Raw genomic sequence first — 13,943 nt, forward strand, 5'->3', positions numbered from 1 at the left:
ACCCCTGACCCCCTGCATGCCATGCAGGTGCGCTACCAGCTGCGCCACAGCCCCGGACTTTGTTGCTTTGCGGTGTCCCGCCGGAGCAACCTGATCAGCTTAATGCACTTTCGCCCGCTGCGCCAATCGGCGTTGTTCCGGGCGTCTCCAGCATCGCCCTGCTGCCTTGAAGTTTGTGGCTGGAACGGGGAAAACCAAAAAATCCGCCGGAATCAATTGATTCCGGCGGATTGTTGGTGGAGCTGAGGGGACTCGAACCCCTGACCCCCTGCATGCCATGCAGGTGCGCTACCAGCTGCGCCACAGCCCCGAATTATTGCTGCTCTACGAGCTTTTCTCCCGGGTTTCCCCGAAGCAACTCAAATATCTTAGAACAGCAATTCCGAAAATTCCAAATCGGGCATATTCCGTGTGGTTCCCGGGTTGCTACTCCGCGTCAGAGGCAGCGGCGGCCTTCGCGGAGGTGTCATCGCCAAGCTGCAGGTCCACCACCGGGCAGTCCTTCCACAGGCGCTCCAGTGCATAGAAGACCCGGTCTTCTTCGTGCTGGACGTGGATGACGATGTCCGAGTAATCGAGCAGGACCCAGCGGCCGCCGGAACGGCCTTCGCGCCGTACTGGACGCAGATCCTGCTTGGCGAGTTCTTCTTCAATGCCGTCAACAATGGCATTGACCTGCCGCTCGCTGGGCGCTGAAGCAATGAGGAAAACGTCGGCCAGGGCAAGGCGTTCGCTCACGTCCAGGGCCACGATGTCCTGGGCAATCTTGTCCGCGGCCGCTTTGGCGGCGGCGCGGGCTGTGATGATGGATGATTCTGATGCAGTCACGGGACTCCTTGTTGATTTAAAAGCGTGGGTGCCGGCCGGGGCCGGTCAGTGGGACATGCCGCTGATGATCAGGACGATGCCGGAGATGAGTGCCAGGATCCCGAACGCCAGGACGCAGAACTGGAGGATCCGGTTGCGGTTTGCGCGGGCGAGGCCTGCTGTGGCGGCATCGAGGGGATCGAGTCCATGGGCGGACCGGGCCGGGATGCGTGGCAGGTCTTCGAAGGCTTCTTCGACGGCCGTGTTGGCCGCCGCCGGAGGCGCCATGGCCGGCCTTGGGCGGGCGGCCGCCCTGGCAGCGGCTTCGGCACGGGCAATAACCTGCGACCGGCCGGTTCCGTTGTCGGAAGGAGTTGGCCGCCCGCCGCCTGCCGGGCGTCGCTTCTTGGTGCCGGCCGCCGGAGGAACCTTGGTGCCGGGGCGGGTGGTGACCGGAACATGGGATGTTGCCGGCGGCTTCATTACCGGCCGGTCCACTCCGGGCACCTGGACGAACTCCAGCGGCGTGACCATTGCCAGGTTGCTTGCAGCAGACGGGGCCGGCCGCTGACCGGCGGCAGGCTGTGCTTTCGGCCCCTGCTGCGGGGACTTCTGCTGACCCGGTACAGGCTTCCGGCCGGGTACAGGCTTCTGGCCGGCTGCAGCTTTCTTGCCTGATGCCGGTTCCGGGGCAAGATCCGGTTCCTGGCCGGGCAGGGGCTCCTGGCCCACCGGAACGCCCGCCTGTTCGGCCAGCTTCTGCCGGGCCATGGCGCGCCGGTTGATCACGGCGGCACGTTCCGCCAAGGCAATCTGCTCCGCCAGGATTTCCGGGTCCACTGCTTCCGGATCAAGGGAGGCAATGTGCTCCATCTTGGCGATCTGGTTCTTGGCCTGCTCGGCGAGCAGGGCCCTGGCTGCCAGCGCCTGCTCTACGGTCATCCCCTGGGGAGCCCTGGATGGCTGTGCATTCGAAGCCGGAGTGGTGGCAACCTTGGGGTCCTGGGCGGCATCGGCTGGTGCCTGGCGGGCTGGGCTTCCCGTCCTGTTGGCATCCGGAGCGGCGGGTCCGGCGGGTCCGGCGGGTCCGGCGGGTCCGGCGGGGGCCACGATAGGGGTGGCAGCGGTGAGTGCCTGCTCCTTGAGCTGCTGCAGGCGGAGTTGGCGCCGAGTGGGCGGGCCGCTACCGGCCAGCTGGCCCTCTTTTTCTTCCAGTTCCTTGATAGTGCGCAGTGCGGCCCGGTCACGGGCACGGATCTGGGAGGAACGCTGGGTGTGCGTCTGCTCAGCAGCCTGGGAAGGTACTCCCGGGGCAGGGGCATTTGACGTGCCGGTATCCGCAGCAGGGGCACCGGAAGCTGTGGCACCCGAAGCAGTGGCACCGGCAGCACTAGGGGCCGGCCGGCCGGCCGGCGGCCGTTTTGTGGCAGGGGAAACCTGATCCGTGCCTGGGGACACGGATGCCTGTTGTGCATCCCTGGCCTTCCGGAGTTCCCGGCGGCTGCGGATGGGGGGCTGTTCCTGACTCATTGAGAACTCATTCAGTGCTGGCGGGTTCGCTTGCTTCGGAAGTGGCATTCACGCCTGCCGGCGCGTCAAGGTAAAGGCCGTACTTGGCGATGTACTGGACCACCCCGTCCGGAACGAGATACCACACAGGGTTGTTCGCTGCCACGCGGGAACGGCAGTCCGTGGAAGAAATGGCCATGGCGGGCACCTCCAGCAGGCTGACGTCCTTGCGGCCCATGCCGTCCAGGACGTGTCCGGGCCTGGTGACGCCGACAAAATGCGCCAGTGACCACAGCTCGTCGATGTCCTTCCAGGACAGGATCTGCGCGAGGGCGTCCGCTCCAGTGATGAAGAACAGGTCAGCCTCTGGACGCTGGGCCCTGAGGTCGCGCAGGGTGTCGATGGTGTAGGTCGGACCGGGCCGGTCAACATCCACTCTGCTGACAGTAAACCGCGGGTTGGAGGCCGTCGCGATCACTGTCATGAGGTAACGGTGTTCCGGTTCACTGACCTGTTTGTGGGACTTTTGCCACGGCTGCCCGGTGGGGACAAAAACCACCTCATCCAGGTCGAACTCGGCAGCAACTTCACTGGCCGCCACAAGGTGGCCGTGATGGATGGGATCAAACGTCCCGCCCATCACGCCCAACCGCAGCCTGCCGTTGGCACCGTTGCGGTGCAGAGCGCGGGAAATGTTAGTGGCCCTGCCCGTGATCGTGCTTGTTCGGGTGCTGGCGGTGCGGGTCCGCGTGCTCCTCCGTCGCGGAGTGGCGGTTGCCCAGGTTGGTGTACGAGAGGGTGATGAACATCATGACCACGAGGATGCCGAAAATGCTGACGCCGAAGACCCACGGCTCAGCCCACAACGGCGCGAGCTCTTCATGTTCTCCGCCCTCGGCGACGGTGGCGGCAATTTGCTGGAACAGCATGTTCTCCCCTAATGCTCAAAGGATTGTGGCAGCGGAAAGCTCCGCCGATTCTGACTTCTGGTCTATGTTACCGCGTAGCTACCCGCGGACCTGGCCCTCGCCCTGCACGATCCATTTGGTGGTGGTGAGCTCGGTCAGGCCCATGGGACCGCGGGCATGCAACTTCTGCGTGGAGATGCCCACCTCGGCACCCAGGCCCAGCTCCCCGCCGTCGGTGAACCGGGTGGAGGCGTTGACGATGACCGCCGCAGAGTCCACCTCGGCGATGAAACGCTCGGCATTGGCCAGGTTGTTGGTGAGGATCGCCTCAGTGTGCCCCGTGGTCCAGGTCCGGATGTGCTGCACGGCCTCATCCAGGCTGTCCACCATGGCAACGGCAAGATCGAGGTCCATGTACTCCGTGGCCCAGTCCTCGTCGGTGGCCGGTTCGGACTCGATTGCAGCGGGTAGGGCGGCACGGATGCGTTCGTCAGCGTGCAGCCGCACGCCTGCCTTGCTCAGGGCTGTGGCGACGGCGGGCAGCACCGTGGAGCCCGAGTGGACCAGGAGGGTCTCCACCGTGTTGCACACGCTGGGACGCTGGGTCTTGGCGTTCAGGAGGATCTCCACTGCCATGTCCTCGCTGGCGGATTCATCAATGAAGATATGCACGTTCCCCTCCCCCGTCTCGATGACCGGGACGGCGGAATTGGTGACAACAGTCTGGATGAGGTCACGGCCGCCACGGGGAATCAGCACGTCCACCCTGCCGCGGGCGCGCATGAGGATGTTGGCTCCGTCGCGCCCATACTGGTCAACGGTCTGCACCGCATCGGCAGGCAGGCCCACGGATTCCAGGGCCTCACGCAGTACGCGAACCAGGACTTCGTTGGTTGCCTGTGCTGCGCTTCCGCCGCGCAGGATCACGGCGTTGCCGCTCTTGAGGGCGAGTCCTGCGATGTCCACTGTGACGTTGGGCCGTGCCTCGTAAATGGCGGCCACCACACCCATGGGTACGTTGACCTGCCGCAGGCGCAGCCCGTTGGGAAGGGTCTGGCCGCGGACCACGTTGCCCACGGGGTCAGGGAGGTTGGCCAGGTTTTCCAGGGCAGCGACCAGCCCGGCGATCCGGGCGTCGGTCAGCGTGAGCCGGTCCAGCATGGCTGCGGAGGTGCCGTTGGCCTTGCCTGCCGCGACGTCCTTGCTGTTGGCGGCGAGGATGGCCCCGCTGTTTTCCTGCAGTGCAGCCCCCACCGCAAGAAGGGCGCGGTCCTTCCAGGCACGGTTTGCCGCGGCCATGCGCCGGGCGGCAAGACGGGAACGGTCCGCTATGGCGTGGACCGCTGCTTCAACATCAACACTGCCGGAAACCGGAGCCTCGGCCGGGACCTTTACTGCGGATGAGTCAGCCGGCTGCATGGTGGAAGCGGCAGCGGTGTCTCCGGAGGTTTCAGCAGTGGTGTGGATCAGGGCCTCAGTCATGTTCCAAGTTTAGGCGAGCCAGGGGCTCAGACCAGCACCAGGTCATCTACGTGAACAACTTCACGGTCGTAGCCGCTGCCGAGGGCCTCGCCAAGGTCACGGGTGGAACGGCCCAGCATCTGCGGCAATTCAGCCGACGAGTAATTAACGAGCCCCCGCGCCACCACGGTGCCGTCGGCACTGGCGATCTCGACGGCGTCGCCCGCCTCAAAGTCGCCGTGCACGGCGGAGATGCCGGCCGGCAGCAGTGAGGTGCGGTGATGCCGCACGGCCTTCACCGCGCCGTCGTCCAGGATAAGGCGGCCCTGCACCGACGCCACGTGGGCAAGCCAGAGCAACCGGACGGGCTTGCGGGCGCCGTTGACGGTGAACCAGGTGCCTACGTCCTCGCCGTTCAGGGCGGCGGCCGCGTTGGGCGTTGAGGTGACCAGTGCATGGATGCCGGAGCCGGCGGCCATGGTGGCTGCCTCCACCTTGGTCTGCATGCCGCCGGTGCCCACGCCGGCTTTGCCGGTTTTGCCGATGGACACACCCTCGAGGTCGTGCGGGCCTTCAACGAGGGGGATCCTTTTGGCACCGAGCGACGGCGGTCCGTCATACAGGGAGTCGACGTCGGACAGCAGCACCAGTGCATCCGCCCGGACCAGGTGCGCCACCAGGGCTGCCAGGCGGTCGTTGTCGCCGAAACGGATTTCATGGGTGGCCACGGTGTCGTTTTCGTTGACCACCGGGACCACTCCGAGGTTAAGGAGCCGGTCCAGGGCGCGGAAGGCGTTGGTGTGCTGGCTGCGGCGCATCAGGTCCTCGGCCGTGAGCAGCACCTGGCTGACGGTCACGCCGTGCGCGCCGAAGGCCTGGGTATAGCGGGCCATCAGCAGCCCCTGGCCCACGCTGGCCGCGGCCTGCTGGGTGGCGAGGTCGCGCGGGCGCTTGGCAAGGCCCAGCGGAGCCAGGCCGGCGGCGATGGCACCGGAAGAGACCAAGATGATCTCCGTGCCGGTGTTGCGCTTGGCGGCCAATGCATCAGCGAGGGCCGTCAGCGCCTCCTCGGAGATGCCGCCCTTGATGCTGGTCAGGGAGGATGAACCCACCTTGACCACGATCCTGCCCGCGTTCGCGAGCACGCTCCTGTCCACGGACCGGGTGAGCGGATCCGCGGCTGCCGCCCTAGAACTCATCGTCCGCGTCCAGTCCACTCTCCTTGAGGGGCTTGGCAACCCGGCGGCTGCTGACTGATTCGGTCCAGATGCCGGCCTTGCGCTCCGCTTCCAGCTCGGCGCGGGCGGCTGCCTTGGCGTCCTTGCGCTCCTGCTGCTCGTCGCGCTTCTGGCTGCGGGTGGGCCGGTCGCCGATGTCCGCAAAGCGGACGTCGGTGCCGCGCGGCGATGCCAGGAGCTCTGCGCCTGCCATCATGGTGGGCTCCCAGTCGAAGACGACGCCGTCGTCCTCGCCGATGACCACCGTATCGCCCGGCTTGGCACCCTGCTTGAACAGTTCCGTCTCCACACCGAGCTTGGCAAGGCGGTCCGCAAGGTAGCCGATGGCTTCCTCGTTGGTGAAGTCGGTCTGCTTGACCCAGCGCACGGGCTTCTCACCCATGACGCGGAACAGCGGCTCGAGGCCTTTTTCCTCCCGGCGGATCTTGAACCCGGATTCGTTGACAGCGCGCGGCCGAAGCACGGCGGGCTGTACCTTCGGCGGAGCAGCAGCCACAGCATCGCGCGCGGCCTTGACAATCCCGGCCATGGCGAAGCCGAGCTGGCGGAGGCCCTCGTGGCTGGTGGCCGATACCTCAAACACCTGGTAGCCGCGGGATTCGAGTTCGGGGCGCACGAAGTCGGCCATGTCCTTGCCATCCGGCAGGTCCACCTTGTTCAGTGCCACCAGGCGGGGACGGTGGTTGAGCGGAACAACCTCCCCGTCCTGCCCGGCGTAGCTCATGTCCACGGCATACTTTTCCAGTTCGGCCTCAATGATGGCCAGGTCGGAGAGGGGGTCGCGGTCCGATTCGAGGGTGCCGCAGTCCAGGACGTGGACGAGTGCCGCGCAGCGCTCCACGTGGCGCAGGAAGTGGTGGCCCAGTCCCCTGCCCTCGCTTGCACCTTCGATCAGGCCCGGGACGTCGGCGATGGTGAAACGCACCTCACCGGCCTGCACAACACCGAGGTTGGGAACCAGCGTGGTGAAGGGGTAGTCCGCGATCTTGGGGCGGGCGGCGGACATGGCAGCGATCAGGCTGGATTTGCCGGCGGACGGGAAGCCGACCAGCGCGATGTCGGCGATGGACTTCAGCTCGAGGACAACGTCCCTGGAATCACCTTCGATGCCAAGCAGCGCGAATCCGGGCGCCCGGCGCTTCTGCGAGGAGAGGGCAGCATTGCCCAGGCCGCCGATGCCGCCTGCTGCCGCCACGAACTCGGCGCCTTCGCCCACGAGGTCCGCCAGGACGGTGCCGTCCTTGGACTTGACCACGGTGCCGTCCGGGACGGGGAGGATGAGCGTCTCGCCGTTCTTCCCGCCGCGCCAGTCGCCCATGCCCGGTCCGCCGTTGCTGGCATGCCGGTGCGGTGCGTGGTGGTAGTCGAGGAGTGTGGTGGTCTGGTGGTCCACGCGCAGGATGACGTCGCCGCCGTTGCCGCCGTCACCGCCGTCGGGACCGCCCAGCGGCTTGAACTTCTCGCGGTGCACCGAGACGCACCCGTTGCCGCCGTTACCGCCGGATACGTGCAGTACTACCCGGTCTACAAAGCTGGCCACGTGGATCTCCTCAGTGCTGTTTCCTGGACGCCGCGGGGCGCCAAGAAGATTGTAATGCGGTTAAAAGAACAGTGGAGCGGACCCTCAGGCCCGCTCCACCGCTTCAGAACTGGTTGTTACTCTGCAGCTGCAGCAGCAACGATGTTGACGACGCGACGACCGCGGCGGGTGCCGAATTCAACGGCGCCCGGGGTCAGGGCGAACAGGGTGTCGTCGCCGCCACGGCCAACGCCGGCGCCCGGGTGGAAGTGGGTGCCGCGCTGGCGGACGATGATCTCGCCAGCGGAAACAACCTGGCCGCCGAAGCGCTTTACGCCGAGGTACTGAGCGTTGGAATCACGACCGTTGCGAGTGGAGCTCGCGCCCTTTTTATGTGCCATTTGAAATGCCTGCCTCTAAATTCTGGGGATCTGCTGAAAAACCTGAACAGTAACGAAGGTTACTGGATACCAGTGATCTTGACCTTGGTCAGTTCCTGGCGGTGACCCTGGCGCTTCTTGTAACCGGTCTTGTTCTTGAACTTCTGGATCACAATCTTCGGACCACGGAGGTCGTTCAGGATCTCAGCTGTAACAGTTACCTTGGCCAGGTCAGCAGCGGCAGTGGTGATCTTGTCACCATCAACCAGGAGCAGCGCGGGCAGCTGAATGGTGCTGCCAGCCCCACCGGCGACGCGGTTCAGGGTAACGAAGTCTCCAACGGAAACCTTCTCTTGGCGGCCGCCTGCGCGGACAATCGCGTACACCACTTGGGAACTCACTTCTCTCGACGTTTATAACTAAATTTGCGTGCGGAACCGACTATCAAAAGCCTGGTTTCTCGCTGTGCCTCAACGCCGTGGGGTCGTAACCCAAGTGTTGGCGTAAGCACCGAAGATCTAGATTACGCTAATTTTGTCTTCGGCCGCAAATGAGGCTGGTTCCCGGCGGGTTGCTGTGATAGGTACCACAGTCCAGGTCCGGCGTCCGCACCCTGCCCCACCATAGTACCGGCCCGCACGCCGGCGGTTGTTCAGGCGTGCAGGCGCGGCGCGTCAAAGAAGTCCACTTCCAGCCGGCAGGACTGCTTGAACGCCGTGATCATCGCGTCCCTGTCCGCGGCCGAGGCGTTGCGTGCCGCCTCATCCACAATGGCAATGGCCTGGCGGGTGGCGGCGGCGAAGCCCTCATCAGCGTAGGTGCGCAGCCAGGCAGCGTATGGGTGCCCGGCAGGTTCGCCGGCGGCGAGGAACTGGGCGTGCAGGGATGCACCAACCTCTGCGTACAGCCAGAAGCAGGGCAGGACCGCTGCGGCCAGCACTGCATAACTGCCCGACGCCGAAGCCGCGGTCAGGTGGTCAACGTAAGACTTCGTTACCGGGCCAAGTTCCGGCCGGACGGCGCGGGTGCTCAGCCAGGAGCGGTGAAGTTCCGACTCGACCTCCAGGCACTGGCTGGCAGACCCGGCCCAGAAGAGCTGTTCTGCCTCGGTGGGCGCCAAGGCGCTGGCCCGTGCCAACACCCGGGAGTAGCCGTTGAGATAGATGGCGTCCTGCGCAAGGTAGTACGCGAACTCCTGCTCCTCAAGGCTGCCGGAGACCAGGCCGCGGATGAAGTCCAGGGCGTAGATATCCTCCAGGTCCGGCTGGGCCTCACTCCAGAGCCGGGCGGCGAAGCTGCCTTCAGAGGGAATCGGCGGCAGGTGGTGGAAATGGTGCACCGGGCCGTTGCCGGTTCCCACCTCCAACGTTCCCGACGCTTCCAGCGCGCCTGCCAGCCACGGCTTGACCTCACGGAGTGACGCTTCCCAGTCCCCCAGCCGCGCTTGGGCAGTAGCCATCGCGGAGGACAGCGAACAGCCGGTCCCGTGGCTGTTCCGGGTTGCCACCCGCTCCCCGGACAGCACCACAATGTCACTGGACAGCAGGCCCGCGGTGTTGACCAGGGCATCCGGGCACTCGCTGCCGTCCAGGTGGCCGCCCTTGACCAGCACGGTGGCCCCGGTAGCCGCGGAGAGGGCGCGTCCCTGTTCCAGGGCTCCCGCCCAGTCCTCCTGCACGTCGCCGCCCACCAGCATGGCGAGTTCAATGAGGTTGGGGGTGATGAGGTGGGCCAGCGGCAGGAGTCCGCGCAGCGCGGCTTCGGCGGACTCCTGCAGGAGCCGGTCGCCGCTGGTTGCCACCATCACCGGGTCCAGGACCACGACGGCGGGACGGACCTTGCGCAGCCAGTCCCCCACCGCTTCGATCACCTCGGCACTGCCGAGCATTCCGATCTTGACGGCATCGATGCCGATGTCGTCGCTGACGGCATCCAGCTGCGCAGCCAGGAAATCGGCCGGCGGAACGTGAACGGACCGGACGCCATGGGTGTTCTGGGCGGTAAGGGCCGTGATGGCGGCCATTCCGTAGCCGCCCAATGCCGCAATGCTTTTGAGGTCGGCCTGGATGCCGGCTCCCCCGGACGGATCAGAACCGGCAATGGACAGCACTCGTGGCACAGGGCGGCAAGGTGCCGTGGGTGCTGGGAAGAAGGCTGCGGAGACGGAAGTTGGGGTGGCAGCGGGTATTGCAAGAGTCGCAGACAAGAGGACATCCCTTCGCCGGTGCTAGCCGGACAGGTTCAACGGGTGTGGATCTCAGCCGGCTCTCTGCGCGGCACCCCGTGTCGGTTCCCCAGCCTAGCTTTTTTGGCCGGTGCAGGCAGAAGGTGACACATTGCGACCCGACTGAACTGTCTTCCTGAGCCCTGAACTGTCTTCCTGAGCCTTGAACTGTCTTCCTGAGCCTTGAACTGTTCGGCAGAAGGTATGGCAATGCCCGGCCGGCCACGGGTGTGGCTGGCCGGGCATTGCCTGCTGATTGTCAGCGCTGTTTGCTCCTAGAGCTCCGAGGCCGGGACCCCTACGCCCAGGATGATGGGCGCTTCGGCCCCCTTGGCTGCCGGCTTTTCAGCACCCGCGCTTCCGGTGCCGGCCGGCTGGGGGGCCTTCGCCTCATGGGAGTGGCCCGTGCCGGCCGGAGCAACGTTCTCGTGCTGCTCCACGGTGGTTTCATTTGCAGCACCCTGGGCGCGGCTGGCGCTGCGGTGGCGCCGGGGCCGGCGCTGCCGCGTCTGCTCGAGCGTGTGGTCGCTGTAGTCCTTCTCCGGTGCCTCAGCGCGCTGGGGAGCGGGCTGGGACTGCTGCGCCGGCGCCGCCTGTTCAGCCCGCGGGTTCTGCTCCTGCGCCTGCTCGTGCGCCTGCTCAGGTTCAGCCTGCTCCTGCCGCGCTTCAGTGTCCGGCCGGGCTTCCGGTTCCGTGGCCGGCTGGCCAAGGTGGGCGAACGCTTCGGCGAGCCGGTCCAGGGTCAGTGCCGGCCGGGGCTGCTGTTCCTCCGCGTGCTCCACAAACGGCAGTACCACCTTCTCGCCGCCGAAGGTCAGCACGGCAGCCGGACGGGTATCGGCGTCGCGCTTTTCAACAGCCGGTGCGGGAGCGGGCTGATCCCCAGCCGCCTGCTTGGCTGCCGCCACCTCGTCATCATGCAGGTGCGCTGCGTGCGCAGCGGCGGCGATGTTGGCCAGTGCCAGCCTGGTGGCTTCTGCCTTGGCGTGCCGTTCAGCGTCCGAGGGGTCGGGGTGCACGGTGTGGATCTGCACGGCAGCAGCAGGCGCTGCTTCGGGCTGCTGGCCGCCGCGGCCCCGGCGCCGCTTCCGGTCGGGGCGGGCACCGGGCTGGTTGTTGTCCGGGCGCAGGCTGTCAGGGCGGTGGCCTTCATTGCGCGCTTCGGGGCGGCTGTCAGCACGCTGGACGTGGTGCTCGGCGGCCACGATGTTGGCGCGGCGGTGCTCCACGGGGTCGTCGTGGGTGACCACGCCGCGGCCTGCGCACGCTTCACACTGTTCGCCGAACACTTCGAGCAGGCCGGTGCCCATCCGCTTGCGCGTCATCTGGACCAGGCCCAGCGAGGTGACCTCGGCCACCTGGTGCTTGGTGCGGTCGCGTCCCAGGCATTCCACCAGGCGGCGCAACACGAGGTCGCGGTTGGATTCGAGGACCATGTCAATGAAGTCGATGACGATGATGCCGCCGATATCGCGCAGCCGGAGCTGGCGGACCACTTCCTCCGCGGCCTCGAGGTTGTTTTTGGTCACCGTCTCTTCGAGGTTTCCGCCGCTGCCGGTGAACTTGCCGGTATTGACGTCCACCACGGTCATGGCTTCGGTGCGGTCGATCACCAGCGAACCGCCGGAGGGCAGGAAGACCTTACGCTCCAGCGCCTTGTGGATCTGCTCGTCGATGCGCCAGGCGGCGAAGATGTCCTGGTCCTTGGTCCACTTCTCCAGGCGGCCCACCAGGTCCGGAGCCACGTACGTGACGTAGGCCTCGATGGTGTCCCAGGCTTCCTCGCCGGAGACGATCAGTTTGGAGAAATCTTCGTTGAAGACGTCGCGGACCACCTTGATGGTGAGGTCCGGTTCGCCGTAGAGCAGCTCCGGGGCAAGGATCTTGGTGGACTTCGACTGGCTCTCGATGCCCTCCCACTGGGCGCGCAGCCGGTTGATGTCGTGCGTCAGCTCTTCCTCGGACGCACCCTCCGCAGCTGTGCGCACAATCACGCCGGCGTGCTCGGGAAGGCGGTCCTTCAGGATCCGCTTGAGGCGGTTGCGCTCGACGTCGGGCAGCTTGCGGGAGATGCCGGTCATGGAACCGCCGGGCACGTACACCAGGTAGCGGCCTGGCAGCGAGATCTGGCTGGTCAGGCGGGCGCCCTTGTGGCCCACGGGGTCCTTGGTCACCTGGACCAGGACCGTATCGCCTGACTTCAGGGCGTTTTCGATGCGGCGCTGTTTGCCCTCGAGATTAACGGCTTCCCAGTTGACCTCGCCGGCGTACAGGACCGCGTTACGGCCGCGTCCGATGTCCACGAAGGCAGCTTCCATGGACGGCAGCACATTCTGGACCTTGCCCAGGTAGACGTTGCCGATCAGGGAGTCCTGCTGTGTCTTGGATACAAAGTGCTCGGCCAGGACGCCGTCTTCGAGGACGGCGATCTGGATTCTGTCGTCGCGCTGGCGGACGATCATCTGCCGGTCCACGGATTCGCGGCGGGCCAGGAACTCTGCTTCGGTGATGACGGTGCGGCGGCGGCCGGTATCGCGGGACTCGCGGCGGCGCTGCTTCTTCGCCTCCAGGCGGGTGGAACCCTTGACACTGGTGACCCGGTTGCTGACCGGCGCTTCGGTGACGGCGCGCGGCGCACGGACGCGGGTGACGGTGTTAGGCGGGTCGTCTTCCCCGCCGCCAGTCAGCTCGAGGTCCTGGTCACCGCGGCGGCGGCGACGACGACGGCGGGACGTGACCCCGTCCTCCACCTGCCCTGCAGCCTCCTCATCGGCGTCGTCGGAGGCATCGGCGTCGGCCTCTTCGCTGCCTTCAAGCTCAGCGTCTTCACCCTCGCCCGGGCGGCCGCGGTTGCGGCGCCCACGCCCCCGGCGCCTGCGGCGGCCGTTGGCATCATCGGTATCGCTGTCGTCAGCTTCGTCCTCGCCTGCTTCCGCGGCGGCGGCAGGTGCCGGCCGCACCACGGTGCTCAGGTCCGGGGCCTGGAACAGCACAGAGGTGGGGGAAGCGGGTTCCAGGAACAGGGAGCCGAAGGGGCTCGCGGGAGCGGCGGGTGCCGGCTCCTTAGCGGCTGTTTCGGCGGAAGCATCTGCCGGCGCCTGCACAGGCGCCTGCGCGGCGGGAGTCTCTTCTGTGGGCTCTTCCGCAGGTGCTTCTTCCACTTCGGGCTTGCCGGTCTCATCGGAGGGGACGGCAACCGTCGGCGTGGCAGCAGTTTCAGCCGGTGCAGGTGCTGCAGCCACCGGTTCTGTAACAGCGGATTCGGTTGCTGCGGCGGGGGCCGCTTCCGCGGCAACCGGTGCAGAGGTCTTACGGGTGGCCACGCGGCGGCGCCGGACCGGCTTTGCTTCGGGCTCAACGTCCACTGCGGTTTCCGGGGCTGCTTCCTCCGCAGATTCCGGACGTGCGGGAGCTCCGGCACCAGCCTCCGCGGCCGGGGCATCGGCCGGGAGCTGGGCGGTCTCAGGGGCTGCTTCCCCGGCAAAGGCAGGAAGCGGCTCAGCGACGTCGTCCTTCTTGCGGGAACGCGAACGCCGGACGGGAGCCTTGGCCTCGGGAGCGGCCGCTTCCCCGGCATCGGGGGCAGGAATCAGGGCTTCATCGGCCTTGGGAGCCGCTTTCCGCCGGGTCCTGGTGGCCTTCTTCGGTGCGGCGTCGGCCTCTGCGGCTACGGCCTCCGTGGCCGGTGCGTCTTCGTTAACGGCTGAAACTTGTTCATTATCCATATGTGGCAACACTCCTGCCCCTGACGTACCGCCACATCCGGCACCCATTGGGGCACATATTGTCAAAACCCGCAGGCGTTGACAGAAGTCAAGTGGATACCCCCAGGTTCGCACCGGCAGTGGGGTGCGGCAGCCCGTGGAGGCCGGCGGGATGTTCTAAAAACCCGTTGTT

At 66.4% G+C, this 13,943-nt stretch carries 12 protein-coding genes, 1 tRNA gene and 1 riboswitch; of the genes, 1 reads left to right on the forward strand and 12 read right to left on the reverse strand.

The features are described from left to right. A partial coding sequence (locus tag QRN11_RS08885; RefSeq protein WP_285250695.1) for a hypothetical protein occupies positions 1-246 on the forward strand: 246 nt, incomplete at its 5' end. Here QRN11_RS08885 and QRN11_RS08890 read toward each other — a convergent pair. The 12 genes from QRN11_RS08890 to QRN11_RS08945 form a co-directional block, all read right to left on the reverse strand. Then, positions 235-310, reverse strand: a tRNA-Ala gene (locus tag QRN11_RS08890). The genes QRN11_RS08885 and QRN11_RS08890 overlap by 12 nt on opposite strands. Before the next feature lie 116 nt (positions 311-426). Further along, the gene (rsfS, locus tag QRN11_RS08895; protein WP_050054813.1) at positions 427-828 is read right to left on the reverse strand and encodes a ribosome silencing factor; all 402 of its coding nucleotides are present in this window, start codon (positions 826-828) and stop codon (positions 427-429) included. A gap of 45 nt (positions 829-873) precedes the next feature. Further along, entirely contained in the window at positions 874-2,337 is a 1,464-nt protein-coding gene (locus QRN11_RS08900; protein WP_285250696.1) for a hypothetical protein, read from the reverse strand. Between the two features lie 7 nt (positions 2,338-2,344). Then, positions 2,345-2,971 (reverse strand): nicotinate-nucleotide adenylyltransferase, encoded by a 627-nt coding sequence (gene nadD / locus QRN11_RS08905; RefSeq protein ID WP_285250723.1) that lies wholly within the window; start codon positions 2,969-2,971, stop codon positions 2,345-2,347. Between the two features lie 40 nt (positions 2,972-3,011). Then, positions 3,012-3,245: a hypothetical protein gene (locus QRN11_RS08910; protein ID WP_091422887.1), complete on the reverse strand. Its 234-nt coding sequence runs from the start codon at positions 3,243-3,245 to the stop codon at positions 3,012-3,014. A 78-nt stretch (positions 3,246-3,323) separates the two neighbouring features. Further along, positions 3,324-4,706 carry a glutamate-5-semialdehyde dehydrogenase gene (locus QRN11_RS08915; protein ID WP_285250697.1) on the reverse strand — a complete coding sequence of 461 codons (1,383 nt, stop codon included), beginning with the start codon at positions 4,704-4,706 and terminating at the stop codon, positions 3,324-3,326. Positions 4,707-4,732: 26 nt separating this feature from the next. Next, complete coding sequence (gene proB / locus QRN11_RS08920) at positions 4,733-5,884, reverse strand: glutamate 5-kinase (RefSeq protein ID WP_091422881.1); 1,152 nt, start codon at positions 5,882-5,884, stop codon at positions 4,733-4,735. Then, positions 5,874-7,463 (reverse strand): GTPase ObgE, encoded by a 1,590-nt coding sequence (obgE, locus tag QRN11_RS08925; protein ID WP_091422879.1) that lies wholly within the window; start codon positions 7,461-7,463, stop codon positions 5,874-5,876. Before obgE ends, proB begins: the two co-directional genes overlap by 11 nt. Positions 7,464-7,579: 116 nt before the next feature. Then, the gene (gene rpmA, locus QRN11_RS08930) at positions 7,580-7,843 is read right to left on the reverse strand and encodes a 50S ribosomal protein L27 (RefSeq protein ID WP_009372867.1); all 264 of its coding nucleotides are present in this window, start codon (positions 7,841-7,843) and stop codon (positions 7,580-7,582) included. Positions 7,844-7,902: 59 nt separating this feature from the next. After that, positions 7,903-8,211: a 50S ribosomal protein L21 gene (rplU, locus tag QRN11_RS08935; protein WP_091422877.1), complete on the reverse strand. Its 309-nt coding sequence runs from the start codon at positions 8,209-8,211 to the stop codon at positions 7,903-7,905. Positions 8,212-8,474: 263 nt separating this feature from the next. Further along, positions 8,475-9,941: a bifunctional hydroxymethylpyrimidine kinase/phosphomethylpyrimidine kinase gene (locus tag QRN11_RS08940; protein ID WP_285250698.1), complete on the reverse strand. Its 1,467-nt coding sequence runs from the start codon at positions 9,939-9,941 to the stop codon at positions 8,475-8,477. Positions 9,942-10,018: 77 nt separating this feature from the next. Then, positions 10,019-10,116, reverse strand: a riboswitch (TPP riboswitch). Positions 10,117-10,321: 205 nt separating this feature from the next. After that, positions 10,322-13,771 (reverse strand): Rne/Rng family ribonuclease, encoded by a 3,450-nt coding sequence (locus QRN11_RS08945; protein WP_285250699.1) that lies wholly within the window; start codon positions 13,769-13,771, stop codon positions 10,322-10,324. Positions 13,772-13,943: the final 172 nt, after the last annotated feature.

It is taken from the genome of Pseudarthrobacter sp. fls2-241-R2A-168 (assembly GCF_030209335.1).
GTDB lineage: Bacteria > Actinomycetota > Actinomycetes > Actinomycetales > Micrococcaceae > Arthrobacter.